Source organism: Leptospira levettii, assembly GCF_002812085.1.
Lineage (GTDB): Bacteria > Spirochaetota > Leptospiria > Leptospirales > Leptospiraceae > Leptospira_A > Leptospira_A levettii.
On record NZ_NPDM01000007.1, the window covers coordinates 108,607 to 126,583 of the forward strand.

The window sequence follows — 17,977 nt, forward strand, 5'->3', positions numbered from 1 at the left end:
ACTAACACTCACTCGTTAATCAAATAATTGGAATGGTAACCTTTTGCTTCCCCTGAATATTCAGGGCATTCTAATTTAAGTTCTGCGTACCAATGGATTTGGTATGGTTTTGCAAAAAACAACTGGATAAAAAATCGTAAAAATGAAGAAATATTTTCCAAGGCACTCATGGTTGCTATGGGACGAGTTCGTTTTACATTCAATTTACAAGTTTCATTTTGGAAGTATAAAATTTCCGATTTTGGGATCGTATAACCAGATGTAGGTTCTTTTTCCCATTCTAACACTTCTACCCTCTCAACTGTTCCTTCTAAAATTAAATTACCTGAAGGATTGATTACAGCAACTCGACGGAAAAATTCACCTGGGAAATTAGAATTTCCAATAAATCCACCTGTAAAAATTCGATAATTATCTTTTGTTTGGGAACGAACCAATTCCCATTTTTTGGAAAACTGATAAACTGCTTCATTGGTAAGGATATGTTCGAGCCCACCCACACCCTTTACTTCCTCCGTGACATCTTTGTACCGAATGGTACCTGTGACAGTGGAGTAAGAAAATGGGATGTCTGCTTGTACAAATTTTCCTTTCTCCATTAAAGGAAATTTCCCTTTGGAAATAGGAACATTCCCTCTACGTGGTTTGTAGTCCAGTTTGATTTCCCAATCTCCGTAGTTCATATAAAACGAATACACTCCGTTTTTATATTCCATCCAGTTTTCACCACTTCGTTGGTAAAACTGTCCTTTTTTAAATTCATATTCTTCTGCATCAAATTCGCGAGTGGAATAAAAGACAGGTTGGTCTTTGGTTTTTAGCAGTAATGAGATTCCATTGTTGAGGGAACCTGGACCAAAATTACTGACAAGAAAGGTTGCAAAGAGATTGTACTTTTCATTTCGAAAGGTAAAATTCCAACCTTGCAGATAACCTTCTTCAGGGTAGTGTTGTGTTTTAAAATCTTCAGCAGAAAGGTTTTTGGTTACACTCAGAAAAACCAAAACCAATAAGAGGAGGTTACCAATGTTACTCTTCCATCGCACCGCCAAAGACTAAAAGGACCTGAAAAAAGAAGCAAGGTTTTTCTTGGGGATTTCCTTTAAATGGATAAAAGGGTCGGAACAGAGATCGAAAAGAGATCACCCAAACACACTAAAGAGAACACTGGGTGTTCTGTATTTCCGATTTGTCGTAAACGCTCTCTTTCCTCAGCTATGCCATCCACATGGATCCAAGTTTCTGTTTCCTCATTGGGTAAAATGCGGCAAGCTACCTGGTATTCAAACGGACCAATCTTTGCAAAAAAGATTTGGACAGAGTTAGGATCAGAATCGGCAAGAAGGCGCCTAAATCCAAATTGTTTGGATTTGGTTTCCCCTCTCATTTCGTAATAATGGTTTAAAATCCTTAGGATATGTAAAAACTCTTCTTTTTTCGAAACCAATTCATGCCAGGATAGTTCATTCTCATTCATACCAAAGGGAGGTAAACAAGAGAGTGACTTGGTTCTTAAAAACGGATTCTCACTTGAAAAATACTTTCCCCTATCCAAGATGAACGAAACAGACATGGTCACGGAGATCTTAGAAATATTCTGGAAAGAGAAACTTCGGTTCGCCCAATACTGTTTTGATGAATTGGCACATGTGGATGCCAAATCCTTCCAAGAAAAAGGCAAAACTGGGAAATCTCCCCATTGGGTGTTACAACAAATGGTATCCTATGACAAAACCTTTCGGTTTTATCTGCCAATCTCACTCAAACTCAGCAGTTTTTTCTTTTTTCATAGTTTCAAAGACCAGGAAATCGAAAAGGATTTGGAGACCATACGCGATCGTTATACCCCTCCCGCATTTCCAGCTCATTTTTGGGAAATACACATTTCAGAAGCGAAGGAATTAAAAATCAAAGCAAACGATCCCTTTGTTGCTGAACATTGTGAATCGTGGAAAGAAGTTTTGTCCCAATTAGAAGCGAAACTTTCTCTCGTTTCGGAATCGGACGCTTATAGAAAAAGATATACATCCTTCACTGGTATCCATACCATTTCAGGAGCGATCAATAATTCGACGGAGTTCTGTCATTATATTTGGAATCGTTATATGGGAAGTCCAAATTAAGTCTTATAATTTTAAAGTTTAAATAGTATGAGTTTAGGAGAAATCAATGGGAAAAATTAAAGTAAAAACACCGTTAGTTGAGTTAGACGGCGATGAAATGACAAGAATCATCTGGAAAGAAATCAAAGATCGTTTCATTCACCCTTACTTAGATATTACATTAGAGTATTATGATCTCGGTGTAGAATATCGTGATAAAACGGATGACCAAGTCACTGTTGATTCTGCAAACGCAATCAAAAAACACGGTGTAGGTGTGAAGTGTGCGACAATCACTCCAAATGCTGACAGGGTAAAAGAATACAATTTAAAACAAGAGTGGAAATCACCTAACGGAACAATCCGTGCGATTTTAGATGGAACTGTATTTCGTAAACCTATTATTATCAAAAACATTCCAGCAGCTGTTAATTCTTGGAAAAAACCAATTGCAATTGGTCGCCATGCATACGGTGACATCTATCGTGACGTAGAGATTCTCGTAGATGGTCCAGGAAAAGTAGAACTTGTTTATACAGATGCATCTGGAAAAGAAAAACAAAGACTGTTAGTAAATGAATTTAAAGGTGCAGGTGTGGCTCTTGCGATGCACAACTTAGATGAATCTATTAAATCATTTGCAAAAGCATGTTTCACATATGCATTATCTGAAAAAATCAGCATCTGGTTTGCCACAAAAGATACCATTTCAAAAAAATACCATGCTCGTTTCCGTGATATCTTTGATACTATGGCAAAAGAACAAGAATCTGCAATGAAAGCTGCAGGTATCACTTACAGTTATTACCTCATTGATGATGCGGTTGCACAAATCATGAAAAACGAAGGTGGTCAACTTTGGGCTCTCATGAACTATGATGGTGACGTGATGAGTGATATGGTTGCTTCTGGATTTGGTTCTCTTGGACTTATGACTTCTGTTCTCGTCTCTCCAGATGGAAAATACGAATACGAAGCAGCTCACGGAACTGTGACACGTCACTACCGTAAGTACCAAAAAGGGGAAACAACTTCTACAAACTCAGTAGCATCTATTTTTGCTTGGACAGGTGCTCTTGCAAAACGTGGAGAACTTGATGGAACTCCTGATGTAGTGAATTTTGCCCACAAATTAGAAGAAGCAATCATCGAAACAATTGAAGGCGGAGAAATGACAAAAGATCTACTTTCCCTTTCAACAGCAGCAAAGAAAACAGAATTGGATACTTTCCAATTCATGGAAGCTGTACAAAAACGTTTGGATGCTAAGCTCAAATAAACAATACAATTCACCCTGTCATTTGGCGGGGTGATTTTCTTTATTTTCTTGCCATCTTTCTTTTTCCTTATCCAATAAACATTCCATGACAAACGAATCTAAGTCTTTACTCGATAGTTTTATGGATTGGTATTTGGTGGAACTTCCCAAAATTGATTCTCCCGCTGTTTTATTCCATTCTTATATTCAATACTTACAATCTTTAGGTTTTGATATTATGAGAGGGAATATGGGAACAAAAACCTTACACCCTCAAGTAGAGACATTAGCATATCTTTGGGCACCAAATTCTCAAAAAGAACTATTTGATGTGCAGGTGAATTCTTTATTCCACTCGAGTTCGTTTTACGAATTTCCAGATTCTTCCATTCGGGTCACCAAATTCAGATTAGGTTCAATCCAGTCTTCGCAATTTACAGCAAGTCCAATTCACTATGTTTTAACTGCTAAAAAAACTTATTATTATCAGTTTGATTCTGAGAAAAAAGGTGATTATCCTTATCCTATATTGGAAGAGTTAGCACCATTAGGTGGAACTGGGTATTTAGCTGTACCAGTAATTCAAAAAGGCAATAGTTATGCTTTTTTAAGTTTATTAACGAAAAAGCCAAATGGATTTAATGAAACAGAAGTAGATTTTTTAACAAAATCTTTAAACCTAATTGCACTGAAGTGGTGGACTTTTATCCAATCAGAACTCACAGAATCCTTACTCAGTATTTATTTAGGAAAAAGAACTGGTTCAACTGTATACTCTGGCAAAATTTATTTAGGTGAGTTGGAGAATATCCAATCAGTAATTTGGTTTTCTGATATTCGAAATTATTCAGGTATTAGTGAAACTCTTTCACCTAAAGAAGTCATTCAGTTATTAAATGACTATTTTGGAGTAGCAATTCCTCAGATCGAAAGGTTTGGGGGAGAAGTTTTAAAATTGTTAGGGGATGGTATCCTCGCTGTTTTCCCATACAAAGAGAAAAACAAATTAGTAGTAGGTAAAAAAGTATTACTCGCAGTACGTAAGTTAGGTGAATTATTAACTCAATTAAACCAATCAAGAGAAAAAGAAGGCAAAATTTCAATCCATCACGGAGTAGGTTTACATTCTGGTGAAATATTATATGGGAATATCGGATCTATGGATCGTTTGGATTTTACTGTGATTGGAGAAGCTGTTAATTTGACGAGTCGAATCGCCGGAATGTGTGGTGAGTTAGGAAAAGCAGTACTTGCCTCCGAAAACTTAGCGAAACAAATTCCGGTTCGGTGGGAAGAATTAGGCGAACATAAATTGAAAGGAATCAGTTCTCCAAAAAAAATCTTTGCGATATCCGAGAAGAAAAAATCAGTTCGTGAATCAAATTAATGATATGTCAGGGGAGAAATAAATTTCTCCCTTCATAGTACGTTTTGGGATGATCCTTATTTCAAGTCATTTATCATCCTGGAAAAAAGGATCTAACGAACAATCACCCATTTCCCATCAATCCGACTTAAATAAATGGGAATCGCTGCACCTTTTTTGGAAGTGATAATGGGATCTCCTTTTTTGTTTGTGATTTCTAGAATTTGATTGTTACAGAGTAATTTAAATTGTGTTTCGGAAGGATTGAGTTTCCAGGTGGATCCAATTGATTTTGTCATTCCTTGGATTGATTTTAATTCGTCTGCTTCATCATAAGGATAGTATCTAACTACCGACGTATCTTTTGCTCGAAAGGAAGTCGCAGACAAAATCTTTTTTGCATCTTTTGTATTGAGAATTTGAGTGAAGTCCTTTAAAAAAGAAATAGCCGAATCTTCCAATTCTTTTGAGAGACTCAAAGTTTCCGCTTGTTTCCACAACTCACTCGGCGGAGAGAATGGGGTTTGAAACGGAATTTCGATCCATAAACCCATTTGTTTTGGATTGGATTGGGTATGTTCGACTTTTTCAAGTAAAACACCTTCGTCAGGAAATTGGCCTTTCTGACCAATGATGAGTTTGACCTCAGCCTCAGCTGGTAATCCTGGTGTTTGTTTTTTACTTTGTTTTCGCTCTGAAAATCGGATTCTAATTTTATTATCATTAGGAAGGATCCAATAGTTGATATCGGCTTGTCCTGATGAATCCTCATTGGAGAGACCACTCCGCACATCATATCCATTTACTTGTATTTCTAAATTTACGGAGTAATTTTTATACGTGATAATATAATAACCTTCTTTAGGTGGACCAGGAGGAACGGGTTTGTCTTCCGATAAAATTTGTTGTAGGCTTAAAATTGATAAGAGTAACAAAGTTGCGAGTCGTTTCATTCTTTAGTCTCCATGAATGGTAAGGGAGAATTTTAACGATAGACTGAGCAATTGTCGATGTAAAAAAATTGATAGAAAAAGAATTCTGAGTGGTAAACACAAGGTTTTATGGTTAAGGCAGGAATTTTTTTCCCTTTCGATCAAAGAAAAAATTGGTATGGCAAACATGACAATGGAACCTTCCGTATTTTTTAGCTGGGATAGGGTGGTTACAAGATGGGCAAAGAACCGTTTTGTTTTGGAATGTAGTTAATCGTAAATTATGTTCCAGTCTGTCCAGATACTTGAGTCGGACAAATCCATTGGCAAGGATCATCCCAAACAAAAAAACCACTACTTGGCCCGCATACGTACTTCGGATGTCACTATGGAGTTCGACAATATACAAGTATCCTTGGATGAGGATCCAAATGCTTAAACTAAAGTAAATTGGCACATCTTTGAATGCTATTTTTTCGAATACCATTGTGCTTTTTACTTTTGGAAAAAAAACAAAATACATTCCTAAAAATCCTGAAACCACACCAGAAGTTCCCACAACAGGTATGATGGAATTCATGTGGAATAAATAATAAGTTAGATTTGTTAGGATTCCAAAAAACAGAAACAAAAAGAAAAAATTGAGAGGACCGACTACATCTTCAATATTATCAGCAAACATGTACAAGTAGATCGCATTGGTTGTCCACTCTACAAAAGAAGAATTAAAGAAGAAAGAAGAGAATAAACTCAATCCAAATTCTTTTTTAGGAGTGAATGCATACGTGTTATTTGTTTCTAAAAACTGAGTGCATAGAGTGATGACAATCAAACAGAAAGTGATAATTGGGAATCGAAATTTCTGATTTGCTTTTTCAAAAACAAACATTTTGATTGATGGGTCTCCTTGACAAAGGAGATATTCTTGTCTGCATATGTCGATTTCTTTTTACTTGCGACTGTTAGATTGTGTACTTAGAACCATAAATAAAAGAAAAATGTAAAACCTAGTAAAATTCCATACAACCATTCATCTCGTTTGCCAAGTACAGAAATGAGGTTTTGTTTTGCTGATTTTTTGCGATAGGTAAGAACCAAAGAAGAAAAAATCAAAAGCAAAAATCCTAAGGAAGCAATCAGGAATTTTGCATTTGGGAATTGGACTCGCAAAACAATAAGGAAAATAAACAAGATGAAAAAGATGAAAAAACCATTCAAAATGAAAGGTTTTTTTCGTTTTTGTGGGTTTTGATTGAATGAAATGAAATTAAAACGTTCGCGGAGAGAAATTTCATTAGGATTTTTTTTGTATTGAAGGAATGCGGCAAATGTCAGAACAAAAAAGGCAAAGTGAAAGATGAGAAATACGCGGTGTAAAAAATTCAATTCTTCACCAAGTGTAAGTTTAATGGTGCTCGGCGCATAGTTTGTATAAAGATAAGGACTTAAGAGGGAAATGAGTGGAGTGAGAAGGATTGTCCCGCAGATGGCTTTGGAGTTGATTTTGACACTCAAAACTCCAAGTAAAAATACGACAAGTAAAGCGGGTGTGAAGTGCGAACTTTGATTGGATAACTCAAGAAAGAAATTTTTTTTTGAATTTGGATCAATGAGAACAATTGCAAACACAGTTACTAAAAAAGAAAATAACAAGAGAAAAATTCTTCCTGATTGCATTTGTCTTTCATCAGAAAGTGATCCCCCATTTTTTTCAAAGAGGGGTTTGTAAAAATCAATAGTGAATAACGTAGCCGCTGAATGTAACATGGAATCAATACTTGAAAAAATTGCTCCCAATAATCCTGCAAGAATGACTCCGATGAGTCCATATCCTACAGGAACAACCAAGACAACTAATTTGGAGAATGCTTCATCAGGAGCTATGTTTGTTGTTTCCCCAAGGGAAGACCAAATTTGAAACGCTGCAATCCCGGTTAAAATCGAAAAAAAAGGAACTGTGAGTTTTAAAAGTCCACCCACTAATATCCCATACCGAGCTTCTCTCAGTGATTTTCCACCTAATGTTCTTTGTACGACGTATTGATTCGTATTCCAATAAAACGTATGTAATAAAAATAACCCACTCAGTGCTCCCGTCCAAGGAAGTGTAGGGTGATTTGGAGGTAAGTATAAATTCATTTTACTCAGTCCATCCATTCTACTTTCTTCTTTTGCAAAAAGTTCCAGTAACCCACCAACTTCGGGTCTTGTAATCGAAAGATAGGCGAGGACAATCCCTGATGCTAAAATTAAAAAGGTTTGGATGACATCAGTGTAGACAACCGATTTTAATCCACCAAACCAAGTGTAGATGGTAGAGGTAAATGCAATCCAAATGACAAGTTCCGTGTAGGTAACCGATACACCAAGGTTTTGCAAAAATGGTAAAAAACTTCGTGCTCCAATGTACAAAGCACCAGTCAGTTGGATCGTTATGAGAATGAGCGAGATTGCAGAGTAGATTCTTCCTGTTTCTTTTCCAAACTTTTCCTGTAAAAATTGGGAGAGGGTAAAAAACTTTTTTCTACGGAATAGTGGTAAAAATACAAATGCTAACAGTACAATCGCGGGAATGGATCCAAATTCATAATGGCTTTGTGCGAATCCGACAGAAAATCCTATCCCGAGCATCCCTACTAAATGGTTTGCCGAAATATTGGTGCCAAAGAGAGAACCAGCAATCCCCCACCAGGGAAGGCTTCTTCCTCCAAGAAAATAATCCTTTGAGGAAGACTCTTTTCTCCCTACAAACATACCAATCCCCAGCACAAGTAGGAAGGTAAAGCCAAAGAAGAGGATATCAATTGTTGTGATCATAGACAGGAATGGAACCGCCAGACTAGATTCTTTCTAAAAATAATGCAAGCGATAGATTTTTTGAAATCCCTCTTGTCGTTTCTTGGTATCTCGGTTTGTATTGGCAACAATGAATCCGATTCCTAATGCACCCGCCATTCGATCCGAAGACACTTCTGTAGAAGTTGCCTGGTTTTGTGACCTATGCAATGGAGATTATGAATTTTTAGGAGTCCCTGATGGTTCTTTGCGTTCGAGTTTCGAACATTGTGCCGATATCATCCGAATCGCAGATGAGTTGGGATATCAAAATATATTATTACCTTCCTCTTACCAAACTGGACAAGATACATTAACATTTGCTGCTGCAGCATCGCAGTTTACAAAACATATTTCTCTCCTAACAGCGATTCGTTGTGGAGAAATCCATCCTCCCATGCTTGCAAGAACCCTTTCCACTTTGGATCATATGCTAAAGGGAAGGCTCAATATCAATATCATCTCTTCTGACTTACCTGGAACTCTACGTGATTCCAAAACGAGATATGAAATCTCAAAGGAAGTGATCCAAATCTTGCAACAAGGTTGGACAAGGGATCACATCAATTTTCAAGGAAAACATTACCAGTTGGATTTAACTGCTGATCCAGTAAAGTCTTACCAAACAAATGGTGGCCCCTTACTTTACTTTGGTGGGATTTCGGAAGATGCACGGGCATTGTGTGCTGAGTTTTGTGATGTTTTTTTGATGTGGCCCGAAACGGAAGAAAGACTGGCTGACACTATGAAGGACTTAAGTGAGCGTGCATTTAGTTTTGGACGTAAAATTGATTTTGGTCTAAGGATTCATTTGATTGTGAGGGACACTGAAAAGGAAGCAAAAGACGCCGCAAAACGTCTATTATCAAAATTGAATATCGAAAGAGCTAATGATATTAAACATAGAGCACTTGATTCCAATTCTGCAGGTGTATTACGCCAAGATGAACTTCGCAAGTCTGCTGATTCTGATTTATTCATTGAACCTATGATTTGGTCAGGGATTGGACTCGCCAGATCAGGTTGTGGTTCTGCAATTGTAGGAACACCTGAACAAGTGTATGAAAAAATCCAAAGGTACATCCAGATGGGAATCCGAGCATTTATTTTTTCCGGTTATCCACTCATTGAGGAATCTAAACTCTTTGCAGATAAAGTTCTGCCAAAATTAAAAACAGTAAATTTTGCCGAGGCACAAGGAAGGAAACCCAAAGGTATTCCTGTTACACCTCTGACAACAGGAGAAAGAAAATAATGGTTCCACAAATTCATTTTCCAAAACATAATTTATCCATTTCTCGTTTGGTGTATGGGATTTGGAGGTTACATGAAGACAAACATGGATTTGGTGAAGATCGAATTTATGAGAAAATTAATTTGTGTTTGGAGCTCGGAATTGATACATTCGATCATGCAGATATTTATGGAGATTTTGAAAATGAGGAACGTTTTGGGAAGGTACTCAAAAAATACCCAAACCTAAAAAATAAAATTAAAATCATCACCAAGTGTGGGATACAAATTCCTGGGAACAAATTTTCTACTAAACATTATAATACTACGAAAGAACACATTCGTTATTCGGTGGAACGATCTTTACGAAAACTACAAGTTGATTGTTTGGATGTAGTGCTCATTCACAGACCCGACCCACTCATGGATCCAACGGAGATGGCAGAGGTTTTTGATTCTTTAACAGCAGAAGGTAAGGTCAAACATTTTGGAGTTTCTAATTTTACTCCTTCTCAATTCCAAATGGTCCAATCGAAATTCAATCGTCCTCTATTCACAAACCAGGTGGAGTTTCATTTATTTCACACCGAACCTATGGTTGATGGAACCTTTGACCAAATGTTAGAATCTGATATTCATCCTATGGTTTGGTCTCCAACTGCGGGCGGAAAAGTATTCTCGCCAAAAACAGAAACGGAAATCAAAACCTCAATCAAATTGCAGGATATCGCAAAACGATTCGGTGCAAGTATCGACCAAATTGTATACTCATGGTTTTTAAATCACCCTGCAGGTCTTGTTCCCATTTTAGGAACCAATGATATGGAACGAATTAAATCTGCCGCAAATAGTTTTTCTTATCCACTATCTCGATTGGACTGGTTTGCCATTTTGGAAACGGCAAGAGGCCGGGAAGTGGCGTAAAAACGATATGATCGAAATAATTCCCTTCACACCTGCGTTAGCCGAATTCATCAAGACTTTGAACTACGTGTGGTTGGAGAAATACTTTCGCATCGAAGAAGGTGATTTACTCGCTTTGTCAGATCCTAAACGATACATTATCGATAGTGGGGGATTTATTTTTTTTGCCAAATATCAAAACCAAATTGTTGGTACTGCATCTTTACTGAAGAAAACAGAAACAGAATTCGAATTGGGAAAAATGGCTGTTACCGAATCAGTACAAGGAAAAGGAATTGGTAGAAAGCTTTTAGAATATTGTCTTACTTTTGCCAAGGAAAACAAAATTCGTTCTCTTGTTTTATATTCCAATACAAAACTTGAATCGGCAATTCATCTGTATCGTAAATATGGATTTCGAGAAATTGAATTAGAATCAGGTTTATACGAAAGAGCCAATATAAAAATGTTTCTAGATTTAGAATCTTTTTCTGGTTAATAAAGGTCGTTTTCGATTCATCCCATTCTCGAAGTAAACTTTCTCAAAATTTGATTTGCTTTGAATTTTTGTTTGAAAATTGCATTGACAAACCTTCTTTATATAACCAAATAGATATATAACCAATTAGAAATGCAAACTCTGGACGCAACATTTTCCGCACTTGCTGATCCCACAAGAAGGGCCATTTTAATGCATCTGGCAAAAAAAGACCTAACAGTGATGGAACTCACGAAACCGTTTCAAATGAGCCAACCAGCTATCTCGAAACACCTAAGGATTTTAGAGGAAGCGGGGCTGATTTCAACCACAAGGAGGGCGCAAGAAAGGCCTCGTAGGTTAGAAACTGCTCCTCTCAAAGAAGCAGTGGATTGGATGGAGAAATACCGCCAGATATGGGAAAAACGATACCAGGCTCTCGATGGGTTATTGGAAGAATTACAAAGAATACAACCAAAAGGAGCGAGGAAAAAATGAATTCAAAACAAAATGAAGTGAAGATGATTCGGAAAGGTGACACAGAGGTTGTTTTTCAAAGGTATTTTGATGCACCTAGAGAATTGGTTTTTGATTGTCACACCAAACCTGAGTTAATGCGAAGATGGCTTATCGGACCGGAAGGTATGGTCCTCAATACTTGTGAACAAGACCTAAGAGTGGGTGGAAAATACCTATATCTGTATGCCGATGATAAGGGAAATAAATCAGGAGTTTATGGAACCTTTCGCGAGGTAGTCGTTCCAGAAACTCTTGCCAATACAGAAAATTACATAATGGATATGGCAACATTCAATCCAAATGCTCCTGAAGATCCAAACGCTACGTTTGAATCCCGCACTTTTACAACAGAAGGCAAACGGACATTGATGACACATCTCTGTCGGTATGCATCACCTGATATTTGTAAGATGATGGTAGAGTCAGGTGCAGCAGATGGAATGGCAGAATGTTATTTGGAGTTAGATAAGTTACTAGGAAAAATTGGATAGGGAAAAACTTTTGTAATTAAAAACCAAGGCATAATGAATGCCTTGGTTCGATTTCACCAAGGAATTTCTTTTTTGTCCCGAAAGAATTTCCCTGTAGGTCCACCATCGGGTAGAGTCGCTGCCCATACTATGGTTTCCGCACCTTTTTCCACAGGTCTTGTCGCATTTGTACCACCCATATCAGTTTTCACCCATCCAGGGCAGACGGAATTGATTTTGATATTTTTTCCAACACCTTCTGTGCTCGAAAGGTTTGTCAAAGCATTGATGGCTGTTTTGGAGATTCGATACGCTGGATAACCTCCTCCCATATCGGAAAGTTGTCCCATACCAGAGCTAACATTGACAATACGGCCATAATTGTTTTGGATCATCATCGGTAAAAAAACTTGGATCAAACGAAATGGACCAAATAGATTTACCAGTAAGGTGCGGTGTAATTCTTCCGAAGTGGTTTCAAAAAATGAACCTGGGTCTGTAAATATCCCTGCATTATTCACTAAGATATCCAGACGACCAAAACTCCCAGTGATGATATCATAAGCTTCATTGATACTCTGTTCTTTGGAAACATCAAGGGAGATGATCTCACCTTTACCAACCGACTTTACTTGTTTGAGAGTGTCTTCTGCTTCAGAAACATTTCTAGAAGCAATCAATACATAAATTCCTTGTTTTGCCAAATCAATGGAAACTTGTTTCCCAATCCCTCGGTTGGCACCTGTCACAAGTGCAATTTTTTCTTTACTCTGGTTCATGGGAAACTCCTTTGAATTTGGTTTCGCGATCTACTCTATCAAATGTTAACAGACTTTATTTGGTTTTCATTAATTCTTTTAACCAAACATCTATTTGAGCTTCGATGAATACTTTATCAGTGATCACCCATTTAGACATAAGGACATGCATTCCGTTCTCAACTGCGACTTTTTTATTGAGAGGATTTGGTGTTTTTTCTAATCCAAAGTTTGCATAACCTTCCAACATTTTGGGAACACTTGCTGTTGGATCTTGTTCTTTTTCGTTTTTATAATAATACAATAACAAAGCAGGAGAAGTAACCTTTCGAAATACATCTGGTACTGCTGCATAGTTTTTGAGATCGTTTACACCTACGAGTGCTGCAAAGTATTGTTCGGGATACCAAAAGTTATTTCGTTCTGGAAGCACTTTTGGATTGTTATGTACGGAAGCTCTTACTTTCCCTTTGAGTAAATGGATGAAACTAAGTCCACCTGGATAGTTAAGGATGTTTAAACTTCCATCCACAGGTGCGTAAAAGGGATTGGCAAGTACGAGTCCATCCACTTCTTCTGGGTATTCCGATGCAAGCCAAGTGGCAAGTAGTCCACCCATAGAACTTCCAAACACAATCACTTTGTCACCTTGTGATTGCATCATATACAATGCTTCACGTGATGCATCTAAGTAGTTGTTAAAATTTTGATCTCTTTGGTCTTCTTTGTTTGTACCATGACCAGGAAGTCTGAGCAAATAAGTATTCGCCTTATACTTTTTCGCCAATTTTTCCATTACATCTTCACCTTCAGCACGAGAAGCACCAAACCCATGGATGTATAAAAATGCGAGAGGTGTTTTTTTCCCAAAACTGATATAACGTTCTTCGTTTCCAGGTCTGTGGTTTTTACGTTTACTTTCGTTTAACTTCTCTTGGAAGTATACTTCAAAGTTCGCATAACTCAAGTTTGCTTTAGATTGGTAATTGGGTCTACCTGCGCAAGAAACAAGTGCAAAGGTTACTGTGATAAGGAGGACAGAAGTGATCTGTCTCAGGTTGTGGAATAAAGAACACGATTTAGCCATACAAATGGAAAATTTTACAGTGTATTTGCTTTCTTGTAAAGAGAGAAAAACCCTTGGCACAGGAAGGGTCGTACGAAAAAAGGTAGTAAATACCCCATTCTTAGAAGGAACATCCCGGAATGTATAGCCAATTCACAGAGCAACAACTTGAAATCAGAGATTTAGTTCGTAACTTCGTCAAAAAAGAAATCCCGCATGAAGTAGCCTTGCACTGGGATGAAAAAAACCAACACCCAACTGAACTCATCAACAAAATGCGTTCCGAACTTGGAATCAACGGTCTTGTGATTCCAGAAGAATACGGTGGATGGGGACTTGGAGCCATTGAGCAGTGTTTGGCAATCGAGGAATTGTCTCGAGGATGCCTTGGAATCGCTCTAGGGTTTGCTTACACGGGTCTTGGAATCCTTCCTATCCTGAAAGGTGCAACTCACGAACAAAAATTGAAATGGCTTCCTGAAATTGCCGACGGTAAGTTCGGAGTTTCTTTCTGTTTATCAGAACCAGGTGCTGGATCTGACGTTCCAGGTATGACAACTCGTGCCGAGAAAAAAGGTGACAAATGGGTCATCAACGGTGCAAAACAATGGATCACTGGTGCATCTGATGCCCAAGCGTTTACTGTATTTGCTTATACTGATAAAAACCGTGGAACTCGTGGAGTTTCTTGTTTCTACGTGCCACGTAATACAAAAGGTCTGACTGTAGGTAAAAAAGAAGATAAACTCGGAATCCGTGCATCTTCTACTCACCAAGTTATTTTTGAAGATTGTGAAGTGAGCGAAGAACAATTAGTAGGAAAAGAAAACCTCGGTTTCGTTTACGCTCTTCAAACTTTGAATGCGTCTCGTCCATTCGTAGCAGTAATGGGAGTGGGTGTAGCGCAAGCAGCACTTGACCACGCAGCTCGTTATGCTCGTGAGAGAGAACAATTCGGAGTGAAAATCGGAACGTTCCAAGCAGTGCAACACATGTTAGCTGATATGTCTATCAAAGTAGAAACTGCAAGAGAAATCACTTACAAAGCAGCTCGTCTTTCTGATGCAAACGATCCTAACCTTCCAAAATACTCTGCGATTGCAAAAGCATATGCATCTGAGTGTGCGGTTCAGTGTGCTACTGATGCCGTTCAAATTTTTGGTGGATACGGATACACAAAAGAGTATCCTGTAGAGAAGTTAATGAGAGATTCTAAAATCCTCACAATCTTCGAAGGAACGACACAAATCCAAAAGAACGAAATTGCAGCTTACGTTATCAAAGAAGCAGCTTCGAAAAAAGACTAAGAGTTTCCAAAAGAAATTCAGTTGAAAGGGAGCCTCCAGAGATGGGGGCTTTTTTTTTGGGGTGGTACAGGTTGGATGTAGGTATCCCCGCCCTGATTGGGTGGGGTGTGACCACCCGCCACCCAATGACTCCCTCTTACACCACCCACAGAATCCCTCTAGCAAAAAATAGAATTTGCAAATTTCTATTCAAATGAGTTCATCTTTTTACATTTATGAATCGAATTTTCCAATTCCGGTGGGCGAGTGAAATCGATTCCACTTCCCAATCTTGTATAGACCAACTTTGGATAGAAATCCAAAATCGATATGGCTTTCGTGCACCGAACCCAATGTCAATTCATGACTTCTTTCCTCCCAAGGGAATGTTTCTCTTGGCAGAATCATTGGATACCCAGGAAACTATGGGCTCTGTCGCCTATACAAAGTTTAATGATAAAAGTTGTGAGCTCGACGCAGTTTATGTGTTCCCTCAATTTCGCAAATTAAGAATCGCAACATCTTTGTTAGTCGAAATAGAAAAGAAAGCATTGTTAGATGGTTATGAATCCATGATTTTACGAGCAGGTTCCCCCCAACCAGAAGCAATTGCACTATATCAAAACATCGGATTCAAAAAAATTCCTGCATTTGGAAAATGGACATCCGATCCAACTGCGATTTGTTTAGAGAAAAAAATTGTAATTTAGCTCAGCTTAGGATTGGGCTGCCCGGGCGGGCTCCTACGGGGTGCGCTTACGCTCCCGTCCTTGGTTCGTTCCCACTCAAACCAAGGACTAAACCCTCCAGATCCCTGGCAGAAACAAACCCTTCTTATGAACTTTTTTTCCTAAATTCTATTTCTGATTCTGTTATCCTTAAAAAAGTGGCTGACTTAAGACTTCTTATCTTAGAAACTCTAAGTCCCATTTGGATTGGTAATCACAGTGACAAGTATCCCAAAAGAACCATTCCCTGAAAAATCGAGAAAAGAAGACCATTACCTTCGAATCCTTCGCCAAATGGAATCTTTAGGGAAACTGGGTCATTGGGAATTTGATTTTATCAATCAAACCATCCATTGGTCAGAAGGTGTTTTTGCTATATTAGAAATGGATCCAATAGAGATGCCCGTCTCGCTTGAGTTAGGTTACAATTCTGTCCATCCAGATGATCGAGAAAAAGTAAAACAACATATGGAAAATGTTATCAAGAAGGGCATTCCTTACAATTTAGAATGTCGACTTGTAACAAAAAAAGGTGCTGTTCGAACCATCCATAGCCAAGCAGAACTGGTTCGAGATGGTTCCGGTAATCCCATCCAAATTTTGGGGATATTTCAGGACATTACTGACCGAACCGAATCTTACATACAACTCAAACAACAAGAGTTAAGACTCAGCTCTATCTTACAATCAGAACCAGAATGTGTGAAGGTTGTTTCCCCGGATGGCATCCTCATTGAAATGAACCCAGCAGGGCTGAGTATGATAGAAGCCGATACACCGGAAGATGCCATCGGAAAAACAGTAGAACCACTCATCGAACCTTCTGATCTCAGATTCTACCAAAGTATTCACGAAAATGCATTAAAAGGAATCAAATCAAGTGCTCGTTTTCGAATCATTGGTATGAAAGGAACACATCGATGGATGGAAAGTACGGCAGTACCGCTGACGAACCAAAAAGGCGAAATCACTTCCGTATTAAGTTTAACTCGTGATATCTCTGAAAAAGTGATCAACGAAGAAAAATTGATTCGGATCAAACGAAACCAAGAAGCACTCATTAATGGAACTTCTGATCTCATTTGGTCTATTGATACAAACTTTTGTTTGGTGGCTGCAAACCAATCCTTCTTAAATGTTCTCAGTTTTTTACTACAATACCCCGCGAAGGAAGGAGACTCAGTCTTAGTAAAAACTGCTGGAGAAGAATTTTATTATAAATGGAAAGAATACTATGAAAGAGGACTCTCTGGTGAATCCTTCACTTCTTATGAAAATTTCATAAGTCCAATCACACTTGAAGAAGAACATAGAGAAGTTTCATTTAATCCGATTCGAAACGTTGACGAAAAAATAACAGGTCTTGCTTGTTTTTCAAAAGATATCTCCAGCTTAATGCGGAAAAGCAAAGAACTGATTCTAAACGAAAAAAGGTTCCGTGTTTTAGTAGAAAATGGAGCCGATGTCATCATGATCCTGAGTCCAAGAGGCCAAGGAAAATATGTTTCTCCTTCAATCACAAAGGTAATGGGATATACGGAAACAGAAGCTCTAAGTCTCAATTTGTTTGATGTAGTCCATCCCGATGATTCCCCAAAACTTAAAAAAAGATTATTTGATGTATTAGCATTACCTCTAGGAGGGTCTTTGCCAAGTGAAACCTTTCGTGCCAAACACAAAGATGGATCATGGAGGTATGTGGAATCAACACTTACCAATATGTTATCAGATGAATCGATCGGTGGGATCGTTGACAATTTTCATGATGTGACCGAAAAAGAAACACAATTGGAAGCGATCAAAACACAAAACCAAAAACTAAAATCAATCGCTTGGACACAGTCACATGTAGTGAGAAGCCCACTGGCAAGAATTATGGGTCTAACCCAACTCATTCGTACGGGCAGTTTGACAAAAGAGGAAGAGGATAAAAGTTTAGGGTATTTATTAGATTCTGCTAATGAGCTAGACGATGTCATTGGGGATATTGTAAGAAAGTCCCAAGAAGTGATCCCTCCAGAATTTAATTCAAAAATATAAGGA

At 38.1% G+C, this 17,977-nt stretch carries 18 protein-coding genes; 11 read left to right on the forward strand and 7 right to left on the reverse strand.

Annotation, left to right across the window (positions count from 1 at the left end; genetic code table 11):
• Nucleotides 1-8 precede the first annotated feature (8 nt).
• Entirely contained in the window at nt 9-1,028 is a 1,020-nt protein-coding gene (locus CH354_RS16545; protein WP_100727402.1) for a hypothetical protein, read from the reverse strand.
• Nucleotides 1,029-1,102: 74 nt separating this feature from the next.
• On the reverse strand, nt 1,103-1,573 hold the full coding sequence (locus CH354_RS16550) for an LIC_13246 family protein (protein ID WP_243396127.1): 471 nt from the start codon (nt 1,571-1,573) through the stop codon (nt 1,103-1,105).
• On the opposite strand from CH354_RS16550, the gene CH354_RS16555 reads away from it, so the two are divergent.
• The 3 genes from CH354_RS16555 to CH354_RS16565 all read left to right on the forward strand — a co-directional run bounded on the left by CH354_RS16555 (nt 1,557) and on the right by CH354_RS16565 (nt 4,747).
• Nucleotides 1,557-2,123, forward strand: coding sequence for a hypothetical protein (locus CH354_RS16555; RefSeq protein WP_100727330.1), 567 nt, complete (start codon nt 1,557-1,559; stop codon nt 2,121-2,123). The genes CH354_RS16550 and CH354_RS16555 overlap by 17 nt on opposite strands.
• 46 nt (nt 2,124-2,169) lie before the next feature.
• Nucleotides 2,170-3,381, forward strand: a complete 1,212-nt coding sequence (locus tag CH354_RS16560; RefSeq protein ID WP_100719767.1) for an NADP-dependent isocitrate dehydrogenase — start codon at nt 2,170-2,172, stop codon at nt 3,379-3,381.
• An 85-nt stretch (nt 3,382-3,466) separates the two neighbouring features.
• A complete protein-coding gene (locus tag CH354_RS16565) occupies nt 3,467-4,747 on the forward strand; it encodes an adenylate/guanylate cyclase domain-containing protein (protein WP_100727329.1) in 1,281 nt (426 codons plus the stop codon).
• A 92-nt stretch (nt 4,748-4,839) separates the two neighbouring features.
• On the opposite strand, the gene CH354_RS16570 is transcribed toward CH354_RS16565, so the two are convergent.
• The 3 genes from CH354_RS16570 to CH354_RS16580 form a co-directional block, all read right to left on the reverse strand.
• A complete protein-coding gene (locus CH354_RS16570) occupies nt 4,840-5,679 on the reverse strand; it encodes a hypothetical protein (RefSeq protein ID WP_100727328.1) in 840 nt (279 codons plus the stop codon).
• 112 nt (nt 5,680-5,791) lie between these two features.
• On the reverse strand, nt 5,792-6,547 hold the full coding sequence (locus tag CH354_RS16575; protein WP_100727327.1) for a rhomboid family intramembrane serine protease: 756 nt from the start codon (nt 6,545-6,547) through the stop codon (nt 5,792-5,794).
• An 86-nt stretch (nt 6,548-6,633) separates the two neighbouring features.
• Nucleotides 6,634-8,475, reverse strand: coding sequence for an SLC5 family protein (locus tag CH354_RS16580; protein WP_100727326.1), 1,842 nt, complete (start codon nt 8,473-8,475; stop codon nt 6,634-6,636).
• Between the two features lie 109 nt (nt 8,476-8,584).
• Here CH354_RS16580 and CH354_RS16585 point away from each other — a divergent pair, with 109 nt between their 5' ends.
• The 5 genes from CH354_RS16585 to CH354_RS16605 all read left to right on the forward strand — a co-directional run bounded on the left by CH354_RS16585 (nt 8,585) and on the right by CH354_RS16605 (nt 12,117).
• The gene (locus CH354_RS16585; RefSeq protein WP_100727325.1) at nt 8,585-9,748 is read left to right on the forward strand and encodes an LLM class flavin-dependent oxidoreductase; all 1,164 of its coding nucleotides are present in this window, start codon (nt 8,585-8,587) and stop codon (nt 9,746-9,748) included.
• Nucleotides 9,748-10,650: an aldo/keto reductase gene (locus tag CH354_RS16590; RefSeq protein ID WP_207762703.1), complete on the forward strand. Its 903-nt coding sequence runs from the start codon at nt 9,748-9,750 to the stop codon at nt 10,648-10,650. Before CH354_RS16585 ends, CH354_RS16590 begins: the two co-directional genes overlap by 1 nt.
• Before the next feature lie 7 nt (nt 10,651-10,657).
• Nucleotides 10,658-11,128 carry a GNAT family N-acetyltransferase gene (locus tag CH354_RS16595; RefSeq protein ID WP_100727323.1) on the forward strand — a complete coding sequence of 157 codons (471 nt, stop codon included), beginning with the start codon at nt 10,658-10,660 and terminating at the stop codon, nt 11,126-11,128.
• Nucleotides 11,129-11,260: 132 nt separating this feature from the next.
• On the forward strand, nt 11,261-11,605 hold the full coding sequence (locus CH354_RS16600) for an ArsR/SmtB family transcription factor (RefSeq protein WP_100719761.1): 345 nt from the start codon (nt 11,261-11,263) through the stop codon (nt 11,603-11,605).
• A complete protein-coding gene (locus CH354_RS16605) occupies nt 11,602-12,117 on the forward strand; it encodes an SRPBCC family protein (RefSeq protein ID WP_100727322.1) in 516 nt (171 codons plus the stop codon). Before CH354_RS16600 ends, CH354_RS16605 begins: the two co-directional genes overlap by 4 nt.
• A 53-nt stretch (nt 12,118-12,170) precedes the next feature.
• On the opposite strand, the gene CH354_RS16610 is transcribed toward CH354_RS16605, so the two are convergent.
• The gene (locus CH354_RS16610) at nt 12,171-12,875 is read right to left on the reverse strand and encodes an SDR family oxidoreductase (RefSeq protein WP_100728373.1); all 705 of its coding nucleotides are present in this window, start codon (nt 12,873-12,875) and stop codon (nt 12,171-12,173) included.
• Nucleotides 12,876-12,930: 55 nt separating this feature from the next.
• Entirely contained in the window at nt 12,931-14,001 is a 1,071-nt protein-coding gene (locus CH354_RS16615; RefSeq protein ID WP_100719758.1) for an alpha/beta hydrolase, read from the reverse strand.
• 59 nt (nt 14,002-14,060) lie between these two features.
• Between CH354_RS16615 and CH354_RS16620 the strand changes: the two genes are divergently transcribed.
• From CH354_RS16620 to CH354_RS16630, 3 genes are all read left to right on the forward strand, one after another.
• Complete coding sequence (locus CH354_RS16620; protein WP_100719757.1) at nt 14,061-15,227, forward strand: acyl-CoA dehydrogenase family protein; 1,167 nt, start codon at nt 14,061-14,063, stop codon at nt 15,225-15,227.
• A 332-nt stretch (nt 15,228-15,559) separates the two neighbouring features.
• Nucleotides 15,560-15,916 carry a GNAT family N-acetyltransferase gene (locus tag CH354_RS18485; protein ID WP_100727400.1) on the forward strand — a complete coding sequence of 119 codons (357 nt, stop codon included), beginning with the start codon at nt 15,560-15,562 and terminating at the stop codon, nt 15,914-15,916.
• Nucleotides 15,917-16,162: 246 nt separating this feature from the next.
• On the forward strand, nt 16,163-17,974 hold the full coding sequence (locus tag CH354_RS16630) for a PAS domain S-box protein (RefSeq protein WP_338092392.1): 1,812 nt from the start codon (nt 16,163-16,165) through the stop codon (nt 17,972-17,974).
• Nucleotides 17,975-17,977: the final 3 nt, after the last annotated feature.

Excerpts from the sequence above, each read along its gene's own strand:
- CH354_RS16555 (WP_100727330.1), top strand. The coding sequence starts at position 1,557 with ATGAACGAAACAGACATGGTCACGGAGATCTTAGAAATATTCTGGAAA.
- CH354_RS16550 (WP_243396127.1), bottom strand. The coding sequence starts at position 1,573 with ATGTCTGTTTCGTTCATCTTGGATAGGGGAAAGTATTTTTCAAGTGAG.
- CH354_RS16560 (WP_100719767.1), top strand. The coding sequence starts at position 2,170 with ATGGGAAAAATTAAAGTAAAAACACCGTTAGTTGAGTTAGACGGCGAT.
- CH354_RS16565 (WP_100727329.1), top strand. The coding sequence starts at position 3,467 with ATGACAAACGAATCTAAGTCTTTACTCGATAGTTTTATGGATTGGTAT.
- CH354_RS16570 (WP_100727328.1), bottom strand. The coding sequence starts at position 5,679 with ATGAAACGACTCGCAACTTTGTTACTCTTATCAATTTTAAGCCTACAA.
- CH354_RS16575 (WP_100727327.1), bottom strand. The coding sequence starts at position 6,547 with ATGTTTGTTTTTGAAAAAGCAAATCAGAAATTTCGATTCCCAATTATC.
- CH354_RS16580 (WP_100727326.1), bottom strand. The coding sequence starts at position 8,475 with ATGATCACAACAATTGATATCCTCTTCTTTGGCTTTACCTTCCTACTT.
- CH354_RS16585 (WP_100727325.1), top strand. The coding sequence starts at position 8,585 with ATGAATCCGATTCCTAATGCACCCGCCATTCGATCCGAAGACACTTCT.
- CH354_RS16590 (WP_207762703.1), top strand. The coding sequence starts at position 9,748 with ATGGTTCCACAAATTCATTTTCCAAAACATAATTTATCCATTTCTCGT.
- CH354_RS16595 (WP_100727323.1), top strand. The coding sequence starts at position 10,658 with ATGATCGAAATAATTCCCTTCACACCTGCGTTAGCCGAATTCATCAAG.
- CH354_RS16600 (WP_100719761.1), top strand. The coding sequence starts at position 11,261 with ATGCAAACTCTGGACGCAACATTTTCCGCACTTGCTGATCCCACAAGA.
- CH354_RS16605 (WP_100727322.1), top strand. The coding sequence starts at position 11,602 with ATGAATTCAAAACAAAATGAAGTGAAGATGATTCGGAAAGGTGACACA.
- CH354_RS16610 (WP_100728373.1), bottom strand. The coding sequence starts at position 12,875 with ATGAACCAGAGTAAAGAAAAAATTGCACTTGTGACAGGTGCCAACCGA.
- CH354_RS16620 (WP_100719757.1), top strand. The coding sequence starts at position 14,061 with ATGTATAGCCAATTCACAGAGCAACAACTTGAAATCAGAGATTTAGTT.
- CH354_RS18485 (WP_100727400.1), top strand. The coding sequence starts at position 15,560 with ATGTCAATTCATGACTTCTTTCCTCCCAAGGGAATGTTTCTCTTGGCA.